Origin of the sequence: Mesorhizobium sp. M0500 (assembly GCF_040321165.1) — a bacterium.
Classification (GTDB): Bacteria; Pseudomonadota; Alphaproteobacteria; order Rhizobiales; family Rhizobiaceae; genus Mesorhizobium.
In genome coordinates, this window is record NZ_JAMYRB010000014.1 from 19402 (window position 1) to 37350 (window position 17949).

Annotated in this window: 18 protein-coding genes; 13 read left to right on the top strand and 5 right to left on the bottom strand. The window is 61.8% G+C overall.

Annotated elements, in window-relative coordinates:
* Window positions 1-34 precede the first annotated feature (34 nt).
* A complete protein-coding gene (locus NKI70_RS22470) occupies window positions 35-199 on the bottom strand; it encodes a hypothetical protein (RefSeq protein WP_352448601.1) in 165 nt (54 codons plus the stop codon).
* Window positions 200-480: 281 nt separating this feature from the next.
* Between NKI70_RS22470 and rimP the strand changes: the two genes are divergently transcribed.
* From rimP to NKI70_RS22525, 11 genes are all read left to right on the top strand, one after another.
* On the top strand, window positions 481-1113 hold the full coding sequence (gene rimP, locus NKI70_RS22475) for a ribosome maturation factor RimP (protein WP_352589057.1): 633 nt from the start codon (window positions 481-483) through the stop codon (window positions 1111-1113).
* 47 nt (window positions 1114-1160) lie between these two features.
* Window positions 1161-2756, top strand: a complete 1596-nt coding sequence (nusA, locus tag NKI70_RS22480) for a transcription termination factor NusA (protein WP_352589060.1) — start codon at window positions 1161-1163, stop codon at window positions 2754-2756.
* A gap of 38 nt (window positions 2757-2794) precedes the next feature.
* Complete coding sequence (locus NKI70_RS22485; RefSeq protein ID WP_352589063.1) at window positions 2795-3445, top strand: RNA-binding protein; 651 nt, start codon at window positions 2795-2797, stop codon at window positions 3443-3445.
* Window positions 3442-6009, top strand: coding sequence for a translation initiation factor IF-2 (infB, locus tag NKI70_RS22490; RefSeq protein WP_352589066.1), 2568 nt, complete (start codon window positions 3442-3444; stop codon window positions 6007-6009). The genes NKI70_RS22485 and infB overlap by 4 nt, the downstream gene beginning before the upstream one ends.
* 16 nt (window positions 6010-6025) lie before the next feature.
* Window positions 6026-6598, top strand: a complete 573-nt coding sequence (locus NKI70_RS22495) for a hypothetical protein (protein WP_352724913.1) — start codon at window positions 6026-6028, stop codon at window positions 6596-6598.
* Between the two features lie 104 nt (window positions 6599-6702).
* Complete coding sequence (gene rbfA / locus NKI70_RS22500; RefSeq protein WP_352613883.1) at window positions 6703-7128, top strand: 30S ribosome-binding factor RbfA; 426 nt, start codon at window positions 6703-6705, stop codon at window positions 7126-7128.
* Complete coding sequence (gene truB / locus NKI70_RS22505; protein ID WP_023676905.1) at window positions 7128-8081, top strand: tRNA pseudouridine(55) synthase TruB; 954 nt, start codon at window positions 7128-7130, stop codon at window positions 8079-8081. The genes rbfA and truB overlap by 1 nt, the downstream gene beginning before the upstream one ends.
* Window positions 8082-8214: 133 nt before the next feature.
* A complete protein-coding gene (gene corA, locus NKI70_RS22510) occupies window positions 8215-9309 on the top strand; it encodes a magnesium/cobalt transporter CorA (protein ID WP_023676906.1) in 1095 nt (364 codons plus the stop codon).
* A gap of 140 nt (window positions 9310-9449) precedes the next feature.
* Window positions 9450-9761, top strand: a complete 312-nt coding sequence (gene rpsO, locus NKI70_RS22515; protein WP_280940423.1) for a 30S ribosomal protein S15 — start codon at window positions 9450-9452, stop codon at window positions 9759-9761.
* 418 nt (window positions 9762-10179) lie between these two features.
* Window positions 10180-12327, top strand: a complete 2148-nt coding sequence (pnp, locus tag NKI70_RS22520) for a polyribonucleotide nucleotidyltransferase (RefSeq protein ID WP_292654001.1) — start codon at window positions 10180-10182, stop codon at window positions 12325-12327.
* An 89-nt stretch (window positions 12328-12416) separates the two neighbouring features.
* Window positions 12417-13430 (top strand): class I SAM-dependent methyltransferase, encoded by a 1014-nt coding sequence (locus NKI70_RS22525; RefSeq protein ID WP_352455121.1) that lies wholly within the window; start codon window positions 12417-12419, stop codon window positions 13428-13430.
* 36 nt (window positions 13431-13466) lie between these two features.
* On the opposite strand, the gene fabI is transcribed toward NKI70_RS22525, so the two are convergent.
* From fabI to fabA, 3 genes are all read right to left on the bottom strand, one after another.
* The gene (gene fabI / locus NKI70_RS22530) at window positions 13467-14279 is read right to left on the bottom strand and encodes an enoyl-ACP reductase FabI (RefSeq protein WP_023676910.1); all 813 of its coding nucleotides are present in this window, start codon (window positions 14277-14279) and stop codon (window positions 13467-13469) included.
* Window positions 14280-14292: 13 nt separating this feature from the next.
* Window positions 14293-15513 (bottom strand): beta-ketoacyl-ACP synthase I, encoded by a 1221-nt coding sequence (gene fabB, locus NKI70_RS22535; RefSeq protein ID WP_352570342.1) that lies wholly within the window; start codon window positions 15511-15513, stop codon window positions 14293-14295.
* A gap of 122 nt (window positions 15514-15635) precedes the next feature.
* A complete protein-coding gene (gene fabA / locus NKI70_RS22540) occupies window positions 15636-16154 on the bottom strand; it encodes a 3-hydroxyacyl-[acyl-carrier-protein] dehydratase FabA (RefSeq protein WP_023676912.1) in 519 nt (172 codons plus the stop codon).
* A gap of 240 nt (window positions 16155-16394) precedes the next feature.
* On the opposite strand from fabA, the gene irrA reads away from it, so the two are divergent.
* The gene (gene irrA, locus NKI70_RS22545) at window positions 16395-16826 is read left to right on the top strand and encodes an iron response transcriptional regulator IrrA (protein WP_023676913.1); all 432 of its coding nucleotides are present in this window, start codon (window positions 16395-16397) and stop codon (window positions 16824-16826) included.
* A gap of 10 nt (window positions 16827-16836) precedes the next feature.
* Window positions 16837-17196, top strand: coding sequence for a DUF4260 domain-containing protein (locus NKI70_RS22550; RefSeq protein WP_023676914.1), 360 nt, complete (start codon window positions 16837-16839; stop codon window positions 17194-17196).
* 80 nt (window positions 17197-17276) lie between these two features.
* On the opposite strand, the gene NKI70_RS22555 is transcribed toward NKI70_RS22550, so the two are convergent.
* On the bottom strand, window positions 17277-17834 hold the full coding sequence (locus tag NKI70_RS22555) for an SH3 domain-containing protein (RefSeq protein ID WP_023676915.1): 558 nt from the start codon (window positions 17832-17834) through the stop codon (window positions 17277-17279).
* Window positions 17835-17949 lie beyond the last annotated feature (115 nt).

The window sequence follows — 17949 nt, forward strand, 5'->3', positions numbered from 1 at the left end:
CGAGCGGGCCGAAGGCTCTCGGCGCTCACTTGGCTCAGAAGCGACGGATCTTGTCGAAGGCTGCCGGCTCCATGCCGAGATTGCGCAGATCATGCGCACGCGGCTTGCGACCGCTTTCCACAGCCCGCGACGCGGCTACGGCACTGCCGAACACGCTAAAGACATCGCCTATGGCTGAAAAAAATCCACGATTGTTCATGATGGTACCCTTTCGAGCGCAGTGAGCGCTCCAATTGTGCAATGCAACATAGATAGTCGTGCGTGGCCGGTGCTCAAAGGGGGATCACGGCATGGGCGCCATGCATTTGGCGCAGCGCTGCGGACTCGGAGCCCTGCCGTCATGCAGGACGGGCTTGAAATGAGGACCACGATCGTCTATATCAGCTTCAAATTCTTGGTCGGTATGACGAAGAGTGGGTCCACCCGGTCCCGCTCTTTTTTATTACCTGCCGACCAACAGAAATCGAGTGACAGGACCGAATGACAGTGACGGCAAGCGAAGGCGACGACCGCATCATCCGCGAAAGCGGCATCGATGCGCGCATCGCGCTGATCGTTCAGCCGGTACTGCGCGCCATTGGCTTCCGCTTGGTACGTGTGCACCTGTCGGGCCAGAACGGGCTGACGCTGCAGATCATGGCCGAGCGCGAGGACGGCACCATGACGGTCGAGGATTGTGAAGAGGTCAGCCGGGCGGTGTCGCCGGCGCTCGATGTCGATGATCCGATCGAGAAGGCTTATCATCTCGAAGTGTCGTCGCCGGGCATCGACCGGCCGCTGGTCCGCAAATCGGACTTTGCAGCCTGGACCGGCCATCTGGTGAAGATGGAAACGTCGGTTCTCGTCGCCGACCGTAAGCGCTTCAAGGGCAAGATCGCCGAAAGCGACGCGGACGGTGTGCTGATCGAGCGTGACAAGGCCGCTTACGGCGAGGAGCCGACGGTACATGTTCCCTACGATGCGATTGCCGAAGCGCGGCTGATTCTGACCGACGACCTTATCCGCGATGCGCTGTCGAAGGACAATCGGGCGCGCAAGGAAGCCAGGAAACGCCGCGGCGAACCCGAAGACGCACCAGAGGGTGCGGAAGACGAAACCGAACAGGAAATGTGATTGGGCTGCCGGCCGTAAAGGTCGGCAATAAGCTCGGGAGAAAGAAGATGGTTGTAAGCGCCAACAGGCTTGAACTGCTGCAGATCGCCGATGCGGTCGCGCGTGAAAAGTCGATCGACAAGTCGATCGTCATCGCCGCCATGGCCGATGCGATCCAGAAGGCCGCGCGCTCGCGCTACGGCCAGGAAACCAATATCCGCGCCGACATCAATGCCAACACCGGCGAGATGAAGCTGCAGCGGCTGATGGAAGTGGTCGAGAAGGTCGATGACTACGCGACGCAGATTGCCATTTCCTCGGCGCGCGAGCGCAATCCGGACGCCCAGCTCGGCGATTTCATTGCCGAACAGCTACCGCCGATGGATTTTGGCCGCATCGCCGCCCAGTCCGCCAAGCAGGTCATCGTGCAGAAGGTGCGCGAGGCCGAGCGCGACCGGCAATATGACGAATACAAGGACCGTATCGGCGAGATCGTCAACGGTACCGTCAAGCGCGTCGAATACGGCAACGTCATCGTCGATCTCGGCCGCGGCGAAGCGATCATCCGCCGCGACGAGCTGATTCCGCGCGAAAACTACAAGTATGGCGATCGCGTCCGTGCCTATGTCTATGACGTGCGCCGCGAACAGCGCGGCCCGCAGATCTTCCTGTCGCGCACCCATCCGCAGTTCATGGCGAAGCTGTTCACCATGGAAGTGCCGGAAATCTACGACGGCATCATCGAGATCAAGTCGGTCGCCCGCGATCCGGGTTCGCGCGCCAAGATCGCTGTCATCTCGCGCGACAGCTCCATCGATCCGGTCGGTGCCTGCGTCGGTATGCGCGGCAGCCGCGTCCAGGCGGTCGTCGGTGAATTGCAGGGCGAGAAGATCGACATCATTCCTTGGTCGCCTTCGGCGGCGTCCTTCATTGTCAATGCATTGCAGCCGGCGGAAGTCGCCAAGGTCGTGCTCGACGAGGATGCCGAGCGCATCGAGGTCGTCGTTCCCGACGATCAGCTGTCGCTGGCCATCGGCCGCCGCGGCCAGAACGTCCGTCTTGCCTCGCAGCTCACCGGCTGGGATATCGACATCCTGACCGAGCAGGAAGAGAGCGAACGCCGCCAGAAGGAATTCGTCGAACGGTCGTCGCTGTTCATGGAAGCCCTCGACGTCGACGAGATGGTCGGCCAGGTGCTCGCTTCCGAAGGCTTCACCAGCGTCGAGGAGGTCGCGTATGTCGATTCCGGCGAAATCGCGTCGATCGACGGCTTCGACGAGGACACGGCTTCGGAAATCCAGACCCGCGCCCGCGAATATCTGGAGAAGATCGAAGCCGAGCATGACGAGAAGCGCAAGGCGCTCGGCGTCAAGGACGAGCTGCGCGAGATTCCCGGCATCACCACCGCCATGATGGTGACGCTCGGCGAGGACGGCGTGAAGACGATCGAGGATTTCGCCGGCTACGCCGCCGACGACCTGACCGGTTGGAAGGAACGCAAGGACGGCGAGACGAAGGTATTCCCGGGTGTGCTCGCCAACCACGGCGTATCACGCGCCGATGCCGAGCAGATGGTCCTGGCCGCTCGCCTGAAGGCTGGCTGGATCACCGAAGACGAGCTTGCCGCCGAGGGCGTGCCGGTTGACGAAACCGTCGGTGCGTGAGGTGAAACCGCATCGCACCGAACCCGCCCTTGGACGAGATGAACGATCGCACCTGCATCGTCACCCGCAGGCAAGCCGAAACGGATGAACTGATCCGTTTCGTCGTCGGCCCGGATTCGGCCGTCGTTCCGGACATCAAGAGAAACCTGCCCGGCCGCGGTTGCTGGGTGACGGCCGACCGCCTACATATAGAAAAGGCAGCGGCCAAAAACCTGTTTGCCCGTGCTTTTAAGGCGCAGGTGAGCGTGCCGGCCGATCTTGGCGGCATGGTCGACGCGCTGCTTTCCAGGTCCGCTCTGGGCATGCTTGGCCTGGCCCGCAAGGCGGGCGCCATAGCACTCGGAGCGACCAAGGTCGAGAGCGCCGTGCGCGGCGGACTTGCACTTTTCGTGCTCCACGCGACCGAGGCTTCCGACGATGGCGTCCGCAAGATAAGCCAGGCGCGACGGGCAACCGTCCACCTCGGCGGGCCTGCGATCCGCGCTTACAAACTTTTCTCCGAGGCCGAGTTGAGCTTGGCATTGGGGGGTACAAATGTGATACATGCTGCCGTTCTCGCGGGAGACGCGGGCAGGGCGGTCCAGAAGCGCATGGTTGCGCTCGACCGATATCGGGGCGGTTCCCCGGACGATCTGGCAATGCTTGCGGCCGTTGCTGACGAAGATGATGCCGCAGAGGATATGGAATGAGCGATACGAAATCGGGCGACGACAAGACGCTGAGTGTTACGCCGAAGAAGACCTTGACGCTGAAGCGCCCCGGTATGGAACAGGGCACGGTGCGCCAGAACTTCTCGCACGGCCGCACCAAGTCGGTGGTCGTCGAGACCAAGAAGCGCAAGTTCTCGCTGCCCGGCGACAAGCCGGAGCCGGCGGCAGCGCCTGTGTCCGTCTTCACGCCGAAGCCGGTCGCGGCAGCGCCCGCCGTGCAGGAAGCTCCCAAGGCGCCTCCCCCTCCGCCGCCGGTCGAACGCGGCGGCATGGTGCTGAACGAGTTGTCGCGCCAGGAAATGGAAGCACGCCGCCGGGCTCTCGAGGGCTCGAAGGTCCGCGATGTCGAGGATCGCCAGCGCGCCATCGAGGAAGCCAAGCGCCGCAGCGAGGACGAAGAGCGCCGCCGCCGCGAGCGCGAGGAATCGGCTCGCCGTCAGGCCGAGGAAGAGGCACGGCTGCAAGCCGAGGCCGAATCCCGCCGCCGTGCCGAGGAAGAGGCGCGCCGCCGTGCGCCGCTCGCCGCCGAACTGGCAACAGTCGATGACGAGGAAGAGGTCAAACCGAAGCGGACCGGTGCCGGCGCACCAGTGCGCCGTCTGGTCACGCCGGAAGTGGCGCGTCCGGCCAAACCGACCAAGGGCGAGGAAGACCGCCGCCGCGGCAAGCTGACGCTGAATTCGGCGCTTTCCGACGAGGATGCGCGCGCCCGCTCGCTCTCGTCGATGCGCCGCCGTCAGGAGAAATTCAAGCGCGCGTTGCATAACGAGCCACGCGAGAAAGTCATGCGTGAAGTGATCCTGCCCGAAACCATCACCATCCAGGAGCTGGCGCAGCGCATGTCCGAGCGCGCTGTCGACGTGGTCAAGTTCTTCATGAAGCAGGGCCAGATCCTGAAGCCTGGTGACGTCATCGACGCCGACACGGCCGAACTCGTCGCCACCGAATTTGGCCACACGGTCCGCCGCGTCGCCGAGTCCGACATCGAAGAGGGCTTGTTCAACATCGCCGATCGTCCCGAGGACCTGCAGCCGCGTCCGCCGGTGGTAACGATCATGGGCCATGTCGATCACGGCAAGACCTCGTTGCTCGATGCTATCCGCAATGCCAACGTCGTCTCCGGCGAGGCCGGCGGCATCACCCAGCATATCGGCGCCTATCAGGTCGAGAAGAACGGTCACAAGGTTACCTTCATCGACACGCCCGGCCACGCCGCCTTCACGGCGATGCGTGCCCGCGGTGCCCAGGCGACCGATATCGCCATCCTCGTGGTGGCAGCTGACGACAGCGTCATGCCGCAGACGATCGAATCGATCAATCACGCCAAGGCGGCCGGCGTTCCGATCATTGTGGCGATCAACAAGATCGACAAGCATGACGCCGACCCGCAGAAGGTGCGTTCGGAACTGCTGCGCCACGAGGTGTTCGTCGAATCCATGGGCGGTGAGGTGCTGGATGTCGAGGTGTCGGCGACCAAGGGCATCAATCTCGACAAGTTGCTCGAAGCGATCCTGCTGCAGGCCGAAATCCTCGACCTGAAGGCCAATCCGGACCGCACCGCCGAAGGCGTGGTCATCGAAGCCCAGCTCGACAAGGGCCGCGGCCCAGTCGCTACCGTGCTGGTGCAGACCGGCACGTTGATGCCGGGCGACATTCTCGTCGCCGGCAACGAATGGGGCCGGGTACGCGCGCTCGTCAATGATCGCGGCGAGCAGGTCAAGGAAGCGCCGCCGGCAATGCCGGTGGAGGTGCTCGGCCTGCAAGGCACGCCGCAGGCCGGCGACCGCTTCGCCGTGGTCAACAACGAGGCCCGCGCCCGCGAGATCACCGAATACCGCCAGCGTCTGGCACGCGAGAAGGCGGTTGCCAGGCATGCCGGCCAGCGCGGCTCGCTTGAACAGATGATGTCGCAGTTGCAGACCAGCGGATTGAAGGAATTCCCGCTGGTCATCAAGGGCGACGTGCAGGGCTCGATCGAGGCGATCAACGCCGCGCTCGACAATCTCGGCACCGACGAGGTGCGTGCGCGCATCGTCCATGCGGGGGCTGGCGGCATTACCGAAAGCGACGTGTCGCTGGCGGAAACTTCGGGGGCTGCGATCATCGGCTTCAACGTTCGCGCCAATGCGCAGGCCCGCGCAGCCGCGGCTGCGGCCGGCATCGAGATCCGCTACTACTCGATCATCTACAATCTGGTCGATGATGTGAAAGCGGCGCTCTCCGGCCTGCTCTCGCCGGAGCGTCGCGAGACCTTCATCGGCAATGCCGAGATCCTCGAGATCTTCGACATCACCAAGGTCGGCAAGATCGCCGGCTGCCGTGTCACCGAAGGCAAGGTCGAGCGTGGTGCGGGCGTGCGCCTGATCCGCGACAACGTCGTCATCCACGAAGGCACGCTGAAGACCCTGAAGCGCTTCAAGGACGAGGTTTCGGAAGTTCCGGGCGGCCAGGAATGCGGCATGGCCTTCCAGAACTACGAGGACATGCGCGTCGGTGACGTCATCGAGTGCTTCCGCGTCGAGATGGTGACCAGGACGCTATAAAGCGCTTGGCACCGATATGGGCCAGGACGTTCCAAATTTGGAAGGTATGTTCCCTCTATGGGAGTATACCTTCCAGACAAATGATACGCAGCTTAAACGTGCTGCGCGTTCGTTTTCCGATCTGAGGTATGGTCGATCCAGGCGTTGGATTCTTACAGGGCTTGCTTGGCTGATTTTGATAGCCGCAATTCTTTTGATTATCTGGACATCTGCGTTGGCCGTCGCTCTGCTGGAGTACCTTGCAAAGGGCGTGGTTTCCAGTGAGACAATTTACGTTCTGGCCCCAATTGCTATGGGGACAATATATATAATAATAGCTCGTAGTTTTTTGGTTCCTTTAAAAAGGAAGGCAAATAATAAGAAGCTTGGCAATATCGCTGAATCGGTTAAGATTTTCGACGGGTATATTATCCAGTTTTTGGACGAGAGCTCGATAAAGAATCGAAAGATAGAACGGATGCATCTCAGCAACGATTATTTATTCTTCGTTATTGACGACGGCACCCGTTTCGTTTTTGTCCCGAGAGATGTCGTTACCGCCGATGCGCTTGCGAAAATAATAATCTGGGTAGCTGACGCTCGGTCATAGAATGAGGACCAATTAACGCAGGTTCCCAAGGGTAGCCAAGCCAGTTCAACAGCGCTAAGTGGGCGGCTTGAGGCGGTTTGAACCCGCGCGAAGGAAGAATTTTTATGCCTAGACCATCAACGGCTGGCCCATCCCAGCGCATGCTGCGTGTCGGCGAGCAGGTGCGCCATGCGCTGTCCGAGACCTTGCAGCGCGGCGAGATCCTCGATCCGCTGATCGAGAACACGGTGGTTTCGGTCTCGGAAGTGCGCATGTCGCCCGATCTCAAGATCGCCACCGCCTTCGTTTCGCCGCTCGGCGCCAAGGATGCCGGGGCGGTGATCGAGGCGCTCAACAAGCATGCGAAGTTCGTGCGCGGCCGCGTCTCCGGCGCGCTGCGCCAGATGAAGTACATGCCGGAATTCCGCTTCCGGCTCGACACCAGCTACGACAATTTCCAGAAGATAAACGAGTTGCTGCACTCGCCCGAAGTGGCGCGCGATCTCAGCGCCGACGACAAAGACAAAGACGACCGGAAGGACAGCGAATAGTGGCGCGTCGCGGCAAGAAGAAGGGCCGGCCGATCTCGGGCTGGCTGGTACTGGACAAGCCGGTCGGCATGGGCTCGACTGAAGCCGTCTCCAAGATCAAATGGCTGTTCCAGGCGGAAAAGGCCGGCCATGCCGGCACGCTCGACCCGCTGGCGTCCGGCATGCTGCCGATCGCGCTCGGCGAAGCGACCAAGACCGTGCCATACGTCCAGGACGGCGCCAAGGTCTACCGCTTCACGGTTGCCTGGGGCGAGGAGCGTTCGACCGACGACCTCGAAGGCCCGGCGACCAAAAGCTCGGACCGCCGTCCGGCGGAAGCCGACGTACGGGCGCTGCTTTCGAAATATACCGGCGTCATCATGCAGACGCCGCCGCAATTTTCGGCGATCAAGATCGCCGGCGAGCGCGCCTACGACCTTGCCCGCGATGGCGAGACGATCGACATTCCGGCACGCGAGGTCGAGATCGGCCGGCTCGATCTGGTCGAGCACATGGCCGATCGCACCATCTTCGAGGTCGAATGCGGCAAGGGCACCTATGTCCGCTCGCTGGCGCGCGACATGGGCCGCGACCTTGGCTGCTTTGGTCACATCGCCGAGCTGCGGCGGGTCGAGGTCGAGCCGTTCACGCAGGAAGATTTCGTTACGCTGGCCGAGCTGGAAGCCGCCCGCTTCGGCGAGCAGGGCGAGCCGCAAGCAGCAGACGCCCCGATCGACTTCGGTGCCATCGATGCACTTCTGGTCGACACCGCCGCCGCGCTCGAATGCCTGCCGCAGGTCGCGATCAGCGATGATGCGGCAACCAAAATCCGCCTCGGCAATCCGGTCATCATTCGCGGCCGTGACGCGCCGGTAGAAGCGGAGGAGGCCTGCGCCACCGCGCGCGGCAAGCTGGTCGCCATCGGCGCCATCGAGCAAGGCATGTTCAAGCCAAAGCGGGTCTTTATCGGGTAACAGCTGTCTCGCGGCGCATGATCTCCAACCGGATTCTATTTTGCGAAAGGATCATGCGCTAAATCAACAGGGCGACGGCGTCGTTTGCCGTCCGAAGGGATGCGCGGCACCGACGCTGCATTCGAGGGGGCACATGGCAAAGGCTGAGACGGGCAGGAAGCGGGCGGTGCTCAACACACGGCGGCCGCCCGTCGGGGCTTCGCCCGGCACGCTGATCGCCGACCCGGCGGCACGCCGTTCCGAGCTCAGGCTGACATTGATCTCGCCCGAAAAGTTCAAGACCATCGACAATGCCAGCATCGACGACGTCAACACCCATTGCCACAATTGGCCGGTTATCTGGCTCGATTGCACAGGCCTCGCCAACATCCAGCTGATCGAGGAGATCGGCCGGATCTTCAACCTGCATCCGTTGGCGCTGGAAGATGTCGTCAACACCGGCCAGCGGCCGAAGGTGGATTTCTTCGAGGACCATGCCTTTGTCGTCGTCAGGATGATCGACGATGTCACCGCGCATCGCTACGAACAGATCGCCGTCTTCTTCGGCAGGAACTTCGTCGTCACCTTTCAGGAGCGCGAAGGCGACCCGTTCGATCCCGTCCGCAAGCGGATCGCAAGCTCGGTGCCCAACCGCTTGCGCTCGCGCGGCGCCGACTATCTCGCCTATGCTTTGATCGACGCCATCGTCGACAGCTATTTCCCGCCGATCGAGGCTGCCGGCGAATTGGTCGACAGCATTGAGGACCAGATGCTGAACCAGGCGCACAAGCATCAGATGCGGCAGCTTCACGAATTGCGGCGCGATGCCAATGTGCTGAAGGGCGTGCTTTGGCCGATGCGCGACGCGCTGGCGACCATGATCCGCAACGACGTCTCTTATGTGAAGGCCGAAACCAAGATATTTCTGAACGACACGCTCGATCATTCGCTGCGATTGATCGAACTGGTCGAAACCCAGCGCGACATGCTGACCGGCCTGATCGAGATGCACTTGTCGCTCAGCCAGGCGCGCACCAACGACGTCATCAGCTATCTGACGATCGTCTCGGTGATCTTCATGCCGCTTACCTTTCTCGTCGGCGTATGGGGCATGAATTTCGACCCCGACACCTCGCCCTGGAACATGCCGGAGCTGAAAGCCTATTACGGCTATCCCCTGTCGCTCGTCTTCATGGCGCTTGTTGCGGTCGGGCTCTTTGCGTACTTCAAATGGAAGAAATGGCTCTGACTAGGCGGAAGTGCCCGTTTATGCAGCAAAAAGCCGGCTTGTGAATTAGGCTGGCCTTTTTGTCGGAATTGCACTATATGCGCCGCAGCCTCGCGCTTTGACGCGTTGCTTGCACCGGCCCCTGCTGGACGACATCCCGGCTGAGGGCGTCCCGTTTCCTCAAACAGACAAGGAAAAACACGATGTCGATTACTGCCGAACGCAAGAAGGAATTGATGGGCGAATTCGCAACCGCCAAGGGCGATACCGGGTCTCCGGAAGTCCAGGTGGCCATCCTTTCGGAGCGCATCAAGAACCTGACCGACCATTTCAAGGACCACAAGAAGGATAACCATTCCCGCCGTGGTCTGCTCGCTCTCGTTTCCCAGCGCCGCAGCCTGCTTGATTATCTCAAGCGCAAGGACGACGCGCGCTATCAGACGCTGATCGAGAAGCTCGGTCTGCGCCGTTGACGAATTGACCGGCGGGTTCTTTCGAGAGCCCGCCGGTCGCGCATTGGAGCATCGGGTCATCCAAGGCTCCATGAAGGAAGTAGGAAGGAAGTAGAGCGCCGCGCATCGGTTTGGATGCGCAAAGGACGCTCTGAAGTTTAGATTTGCGCAGGATATTTTCCGAAAACCTGGTTTTCGGGTTCACGCGCAAGGCCACTCGGATCGATTGGCCAACCCGGTTTCGAAACAGCAGAGGGCCGCTCGAAACCGCCCATGGACGGTCATGGGGCAGGATTGCAGGACGCTCGTGCGGCACCGCGCCGAATAAGCCGAGCCTCCCGTTGTCTTGCCCGTGGCTGCCCGAGAAAGGAAGCCAAGGGAAAGGGGCATCCGCGCACGCTGAAACGGCGCGGCCCTTTCCGCATACGAAGGACAAGACATGTTCAATTACCACAAAGTGGAAATCGAATGGGGCGGCCGCCCGCTCATTCTCGAAACCGGCAAGATCGCGCGTCAGGCTGATGGCGCGGTGCTGGCCACCTACGGCGAAACCAAGGTTCTCGCCACCGTCGTCTCGATGAAAGAGCCGAAACCCGGCCTCGATTTCTTCCCGCTGACGGTCAACTACCAGGAAAAGACTTACGCCGCCGGCAAGATCCCGGGTGGTTATTTCAAGCGTGAAGGCCGTCCGAGCGAGAAGGAAACGCTGGTTTCCCGCCTGATCGACCGCCCGATCCGCCCGCTCTTCGCCGAAGGCTACAAGAACGACACCCAGATCGTCGTCACCGTCGTCCAGCACGATCTCGAAAATGACCCGGACATCCTGTCGATCGTCGCCACCTCCGCCGCCCTGACCTTGTCCGGCGTGCCGTTCATGGGCCCGGTTGGCGGCGCCCGCGTCGGCTACATCAACGGCGAATATGTGCTCAACCCGCATGTCGACGAGATGCAGGAATCGAAGCTCGACCTGGTCGTCGCCGGCACCGCCGACGCCGTGCTGATGGTCGAGTCCGAAGCCAAGGAACTCGGCGAGGACCTTATGCTTGGCGCCGTCATGTTCGGCCACAGGGGCTTCCAGCCGGTGATCGACGCGATCATCAAGCTGGCTGAAGTCGCGGCCAAGGACCCGCGCGACTTCACCGCGCCGGACTATTCCGCACTTGAAGCCGAGATGCTCAAGATCGTCGAAGGCGAGCTTCGCGACGCCTACAAGATCACCGACAAGCAGAAGCGCTATGCCGCCGTCGACGCCGTCAAGGCGAAGGTCAAGGCCGCGTTCGCGCCGGCAGAAGGCGAAGAGGCCAAATACACGTCCGAACAGATCGGCACCGTGTTCAAGGAGCTCCAGGCCAAGGTCGTGCGCTGGAACATCCTCGACACCGGCTCGCGCATCGACGGCCGCGACCTGAAGACGGTCCGCAAGATCGTCTCGGAAGTCGGCGTCCTGCCGCGCACGCACGGCTCGGCGCTGTTCACTCGCGGCGAGACCCAGGCACTGGTTGTCGCCACGCTCGGCACCGGCGAGGACGAGCAGTATGTCGATTCGTTGACCGGCATGTACAAGGAGAAGTTCCTCCTGCACTACAACTTCCCTCCCTATTCGGTCGGTGAAACCGGCCGCATGGGTTCGCCGGGCCGCCGCGAAATCGGCCATGGCAAGCTCGCCTGGCGCGCCATCCGGCCGATGCTTCCGACCGCCGACCAGTTCCCCTATACGTTGCGCGTCGTTTCGGAGATCACCGAGTCCAACGGCTCGTCGTCAATGGCTACCGTCTGCGGCACCTCGCTGGCTCTGATGGATGCCGGCGTGCCGCTTGCCAAGCCGGTCGCCGGCATTGCGATGGGCCTGATCAAGGAAGGCGAGCGCTTCGCCGTGCTCTCCGACATCCTTGGCGACGAGGACCACCTCGGCGACATGGACTTCAAGGTTGCCGGCACCGCCTACGGCATCACCTCGCTGCAGATGGACATCAAGATCGAGGGCATCACCGAGGAGATCATGAAGATCGCCCTCGACCAGGCCAAGGATGGCCGTCAGCACATTCTCGGCGAAATGGCCCACGCGCTGTCCGGCGCACGTGCCGAGCTCGGCGAGTTCGCGCCGCGCATCGAGGTCATGCACATCCCGACCGACAAGATCCGCGACGTGATCGGCTCGGGCGGCAAGGTCATCCGCGAGATCGTCGAAAAGACCGGCGCCAAAATCAACATCGAGGACGACGGCACCGTCAAGATCGCCTCGGCCAATGCCAAGGAGATCGAGGCGGCGAAGAAGTGGATACACACCATCGTCGCCGAGCCGGAAGTCGGTGAAATCTACGAAGGCACGGTCGTCAAGACCGCCGACTTCGGCGCCTTCGTCAATTTCTTCGGTCCGCGTGACGGCCTCGTCCACATCTCGCAACTCGCCAATGACCGCGTTGCCAAGACCTCCGATGTGGTCAAGGAAGGCGACAAGGTCTGGGTCAAGCTGATGGGCTTCGACGAGCGCGGCAAGGTCCGCCTGTCGATGAAGGTCGTCGACCAGGCCACCGGCAAGGAAATCGTGCGCGACAAGAAGAGCGAAGGCGAAGAAAACGCCGCCTAAGCTGATCTAACTATGCAATCGAAGCGGGCGCGCCGGAAGGTCGCGCCCGTTTGCGTTTCAACAACAGCCTTGCAGTTCAAGAGTGGTGAATGTCCGCCGAGCCGCTGAAAACGCTTTTCCATCCGTTCGAGGCCGGTGCTGTTTCCCTGCCACGAAAGGATGAACGCATACTCTTTCTCGGTGCCGAGCCCGGCTTTCGCTTGCCGGAAGGGTTTGATGCCAAGCTTCATCTTGTCCAAGGCTTCAGGCCGCACTTTCGCGCCTTGCAGGCGTCCGGCTTCGCGGTCACGCCGCAGGTCGAAGGCGAGGCTTTCGACGCGGCATTTGTGCTCGCTGGCCGCCATCGCGGCCAAAACGAGTTGCGCGTTGCCGAAGCGGTCGAACGCGCAGCACCAGGCGGGTTGATCGTCGTCGCCGGCAGCAAGGACGATGGAATCGCCAGCCTGCGCAAGCATGTCGGCGCCCTTGTGCCGCTCGAAGGCCACCTGCCGAAGCATCACGGCATTGCCTTCTGGTTTCGCCGGCCGGCCGATACCGTTGCCGCGGCAACGCTTCGCGCCGCCAATCCGGACTTGGTGGTCGAGGACCGCTTCCGCACGGCCCCAGGCATGTTTTCCTTCGACAAGATCGATGCCGGATCGAAGCTGCTGGTCGAAAATCTGCCCAACGATCTGCGTGGCAGCGTTGCGGATTTCTGTGCCGGTTGGGGCTATGTCGCCGCCGAAGTCGCCGCCCGCTCACCCGGCATATCGGCGCTTGACCTTTACGAAGCGGATTTCGAGGCGCTGGAGGCGGCCAAGGCCAATGTCGGCAACACAGGCGTGGAGCCACGTTTCTTCTGGATAGATCTTTTGAGCGAACCGGTCGAGCGCCGCTACGACGTGGTCGTCATGAACCCGCCCTTTCACCGCAGCCGGGCGACTGAGCCGGAAATCGGTGCCGGCATGATCCGCGCGGCAGGCAAGGCGCTGAAGCCCGGCGGCCGGCTGTTCATGGTGGCAAACCGTCAGCTTCCCTACGAACCGGTGCTGGCGGCCGCCTTCTCCAGCCATGCGGAGCTCGCCCGCGACGGCATGTTCAAGGTCTTATCGGCGCGACGCTGAAATCCTGCGGGGCAAGCCGGCGATACGTCGCTCGCGCTATTCCCGCCCGCCGTCGGTCTGCTTCAATTCGTCAAGCGTCGGCATGGAAACGATGTGATAGCCGGAATCGACATAGTGGATTTCGCCGGTGACGCCGGAGGACAGGTCGGACAGCAAATAGAGCGCGGAGCCGCCGACTTCGTCGATCGTCACTGTACGACGTAGCGGCGAGTTGCGCTGCTGGTAGGAGAACATGTGGCGTGCGTCGGAAATCCCAGCGCCCGCAAGCGTCCGTACCGGTCCCGCCGATATGCCGTTCACCCTGATGCCGCGCGGGCCGTAGTCGTTGGCGAGATAGCGGACGCTGGCCTCCAGCCCCGCCTTGGCGACACCCATAACGTTGTAGTTCGGCATGACACGGACCGAACCGGCATAGGTCAGCGTGATCATCGAACCGCTATCCTTCATCAATGTGGCGGCGTGACGGGCGATCTCGGTGAAGGAGTAGCAGGAGATCACCATTGTGCGGATGAAGTTGTCGCGGCTCGTGTCGGCGTAGAGGCCTTTCAGCTCGTTCTTGTCGGAAAAGCCGATTGCATGGACGACGAAATCCAGCCCGCCCCACGCCTTCCCCAAAGTCTCGAAAGTCGCGGCGACCGACACGCTGTCCTCGACGTCGCAAGGCACCACCAGGGATGCGCCCAATTTCTCGGCGAGCGGCTTGACCCGGCGCCCGAAGGCCTCGCCCTGATAGGTGAAGGCGAGGTCCGCGCCATGTTCGGACAGTTTGCGGGCGATACCCCAGGCGATCGAATGATCGTTGGCAACACCCATGACAAGCCCGCGCTTGCCCTTCATCAATCCGTCCATGGTCGGCAAATCCTTATGCGGAATAGCGCTGGAAAATCAGCGTTGCGTTGGTGCCACCGAAACCGAACGAATTGGACAAAACGGTGTCGATCCTTGCATCGTCGATGCGCTTGCGCACGATCGGCATGCCCTCGAATTCCGGATCGAGGTTCTCAATGTGGGCGCTCTCGCCGATGAAGCCGCCTTGCATCATCAGGATCGAGTAGATCGATTCCTGCACGCCGGCGGCGCCCAGAGAATGGCCGGTTAGCGATTTGGTCGACGTGATGAAAGGCATCTTCTCGCCGAACACCTCGCGGATGGCGCCCATTTCCTTGGAGTCGCCGACCGGCGTCGAGGTGCCGTGCGTATTGATGTAGTCGACCGGCGAGGACACCGTTGCGAGCGCCTGCTTCATGCAGCGCGCCGCGCCTTCGCCCGACGGCGCCACCATGTCGTAGCCGTCCGATGTCGCGCCATAGCCGACGATCTCGGCATAGATCTTGGCGCCGCGTGCCTTGGCATGCCCGAGCTCTTCAAGAATCAGCACGCCGGCGCCGCCGGCAATGACGAAACCGTCGCGATCGACGTCGTAGGCGCGTGAGGCGACCGATGCCCTGTCGTTGAACTTGGACGACATGGCGCCCATGGCATCGAAGAGATCCGACATCGTCCAGTCGAGATCCTCATGGCCGCCGGCGAAGACGATGTCCTGCTTGCCCCACTGGATCAGCTCGTAGCCATTGCCGATGCAATGCGCAGACGTCGAGCAGGCCGATGAGATCGAATAGTTGACACCGTGGATCTTGAACCAGGTGGCAAGCGTCGCCGACGCGGTCGACGACATCGCTTTTGGCACCGCGAACGGCCCGATCCGCTTGGGGCTGCCGTTTTTGATCGTGGTCTCGGCCGCCTCGACGATTGCACGGGTCGACGGTCCGCCGGAGCCCATCACGATACCGGTGCGCTCGTTGGTGATGTCGGCCCCGTCGAGGCCGGCGTCTGCGATCGCCTGGTCCATTGCGACATGGTTCCAGGCAGCACCCTGCGACAGGAAGCGCATGGCGCGACGGTCGATCATGCCCGATGGGTCCAGCGTCGGCGCACCCCACACCCGGCAACGGAAGCCATGCTCGGCGAAAGAGTCGGAGAAGCTGATGCCGGATCTGGCATCGTGCAGCGAGGTCTGCACCTCGTTGGCATTGTTGCCTATCGACGACACGATGCCGAGACCTGTGACTACGACCCGTCTCATTCGCAACTCCTTCCAGCGCGGACCCCGAACCTGAAATCAATTTCCGGAATGGAACCATGCGCAAAATTAAAGTGCTACAGCGTTCATCAGACGTCCAAGACGTCGTACTGTAGGGTCTTCGTTCAGACGGCGGCCGATTGCTTGGACAGACCGACCTTCAGATCCGTTGCCGCGTATATGGGCTCGCCATCTGCCTTCAGCCAGCCATCGGCGATGCCAAGCACAAGCCGACCGCGCATCACTCGCTTGAAGTCGACGCCATACTCCACCTTCTTGACCGAAGGCGTGACCATGCCTTTGAACCTCACCTCACCGGTCGACAGCGCCATCCCCTTGCCGGGTTCACCGAGCCATCCGAGATAGAACCCCGTCAACTGCCACATGGCGTCCAGGCCTAGGCATCCTGGCATGATCGGATTACCGATGAAATGGCAGGCGAAAAACCACAAATCCGGCTTGATATCGAATTCCGCGCGGATGAAACCCTTGTCGAACGCACCGCCGGTCTCGCTGATCTCGGTGATGCGGTCGAACATCAGCATCGGCGGATAGGGCAGCTGCGCATTTCCCGGTCCGAACAGCTCGCCGCGGGCGCAGGCAAGCAATTCCTCGTAACCGTAGCTGGATTTCGAACCCGCCATCAATCTCGTCCCCGTGATCGTCCCGGGCGATAGGCGCCCTTGTCGGTGGTTTCCTAACACAATCTGTTTCAGGCCGGAAACCGGCGCTTGCGCTTAACCTGCCCGTCTGCCCGGGTCAATGCGCGCTATTGATCGCATTCGGTCGACAGAATATATGTCAGGACACGTCCAGTTTCGGCAGATGCTCAATTTCTGCCATTTTGGACCTGTCTGAGGCGGAACTGTGAGCGCGACGGATAGATGGATCTGGGTTGCCGGAAGGATAATGTCGCTGTGGACAAGCGGGTTCGCGAGGCCGGTCTGAGGCCGACACGCCAGCGCATCGCGCTGGCCGATCTGCTTTTCGCCAAGGGCGACCGCCATCTTTCGGCCGAGGAACTGCACGAGGAGGCGCTTGCCGCCGGCGTGCCGGTGTCTCTGGCCACCGTCTACAATGCTCTGCACCAGTTTACCCAGGCCGGTCTTCTGCGCATCCTTGCCGTCGAGGGATCGAAGACTTATTTCGACACCAACACCTCCGATCACCATCATTTCTATATCGAGGGCGAAAACAGGATCTTCGATATCGACAGCGGCCCGGTGACGGTTTCCAACCTGCCGGAACCGCCGGAGGGCATGGAGATCGCCAATGTCGATATCGTGGTGAGACTGCGTCCGAAACGCTGCGACTGACCGGCGCCTTATGAAATTCCTGGATTTGACGCTCCGGCTCGAATGGGTCGCCGTCGCGGTGGCGGCTCTTGTCTTCTATGCAATCGCCGGTGTTTCCTGGTGGCTGTTTGCCGTGCTCATTCTGGCGCCCGACCTGTCGATGCTGGGTTACATGGCCGGGCCGCGCGTCGGGGCCGTCGCCTACAACGCCTTGCACATACTGATCTTGCCCGTTCTGCTGGCGCTTGTCGGCAGCGTCTTTGACAATGCAATGGCGATAGCTGTCGCGCTGATCTGGATCGCCCACATCGCCATCGACCGCGCTCTGGGCTATGGTTTGAAGCTGTCGAGCAGTTTCCAGGATACCCATCTCGGCCGCATCGGCCGCTAAACCATCCCCGAACCGAAGATCAGCGAAACAAATGCCGATCCGGTGCTTGCAGCGCTGGCCTGACCTCCGGTTCGGAAAGGTCAGTTCTTGACCTTTTCGCCGGGATAGGCACCCCAGACGAGCGACTGTGCGAGCCAGCCGGTATGGCCGTCGAAGGTCATTTCGCACCATTGGCCATCGCAGGACTTGATCGTGCCCATTACCCCCGGTTCGAGGATCGCGATGACGCCTGCATCTTTTGCCGGGTCGTCAAGGAGGTTGACGCGAGCGTCCTTGCCGCGCTGCCAGGGGGCGACGATCGCCGTGCGACGGCCCGAAAGCAGCGACTGATTGATCCAGCCTTCCGAGCCGTCGGCATCACGCACACGGCGCCACGTATCGAACTCCTGGATGATCTCCATCGGCAGGCCTGGCTTCATATACATCCAGTCGACGGAATAATTGACGCCCGGCCCAACGCGCGAGTTGACGCGGCCGGATTTCAGGCTGACGAAGCGCGGCAGCGGCAAGCCGCTTGGTCCGAGCGTGACGCTCTGGGCGGGTGCGGCGGCACTTTGCGCCATCACCAGTGGGCTATGGATGAGAGCGCCGAGGAATGCTGCACTGAGGGTCAGGCGGAGCGACGCGAAACCAGACACTTTCGTTCCTTTCGGCGCCCACCCATCGGCCTTCGCGCCCATTTTTCTTTGTCTTCGGCGGAACCGCTTGTTACATGGATGACCGGTACCGCGATCGGCTCTCAGTTTCGCCGTT

Coding starts and splice junctions, on each gene's coding strand:
- nusA (WP_352589060.1), top strand. CDS start 1,161: ATGGTTGTAAGCGCCAACAGGCTTGAACTGCTGCAGATCGCCGATGCG.
- NKI70_RS22470 (WP_352448601.1), bottom strand. CDS start 199: ATGAACAATCGTGGATTTTTTTCAGCCATAGGCGATGTCTTTAGCGTG.
- NKI70_RS22525 (WP_352455121.1), top strand. CDS start 12,417: ATGTCCGCCGAGCCGCTGAAAACGCTTTTCCATCCGTTCGAGGCCGGT.
- fabB (WP_352570342.1), bottom strand. CDS start 15,513: ATGAGACGGGTCGTAGTCACAGGTCTCGGCATCGTGTCGTCGATAGGC.
- fabA (WP_023676912.1), bottom strand. CDS start 16,154: ATGGCGGGTTCGAAATCCAGCTACGGTTACGAGGAATTGCTTGCCTGC.
- irrA (WP_023676913.1), top strand. CDS start 16,395: ATGGATCTGGGTTGCCGGAAGGATAATGTCGCTGTGGACAAGCGGGTT.
- fabI (WP_023676910.1), bottom strand. CDS start 14,279: ATGGACGGATTGATGAAGGGCAAGCGCGGGCTTGTCATGGGTGTTGCC.
- rimP (WP_352589057.1), top strand. CDS start 481: ATGACAGTGACGGCAAGCGAAGGCGACGACCGCATCATCCGCGAAAGC.
- pnp (WP_292654001.1), top strand. CDS start 10,180: ATGTTCAATTACCACAAAGTGGAAATCGAATGGGGCGGCCGCCCGCTC.
- rbfA (WP_352613883.1), top strand. CDS start 6,703: ATGCCTAGACCATCAACGGCTGGCCCATCCCAGCGCATGCTGCGTGTC.
- NKI70_RS22550 (WP_023676914.1), top strand. CDS start 16,837: ATGAAATTCCTGGATTTGACGCTCCGGCTCGAATGGGTCGCCGTCGCG.
- NKI70_RS22495 (WP_352724913.1), top strand. CDS start 6,026: ATGGGCCAGGACGTTCCAAATTTGGAAGGTATGTTCCCTCTATGGGAG.
- corA (WP_023676906.1), top strand. CDS start 8,215: ATGGCAAAGGCTGAGACGGGCAGGAAGCGGGCGGTGCTCAACACACGG.
- NKI70_RS22485 (WP_352589063.1), top strand. CDS start 2,795: ATGAACGATCGCACCTGCATCGTCACCCGCAGGCAAGCCGAAACGGAT.
- infB (WP_352589066.1), top strand. CDS start 3,442: ATGAGCGATACGAAATCGGGCGACGACAAGACGCTGAGTGTTACGCCG.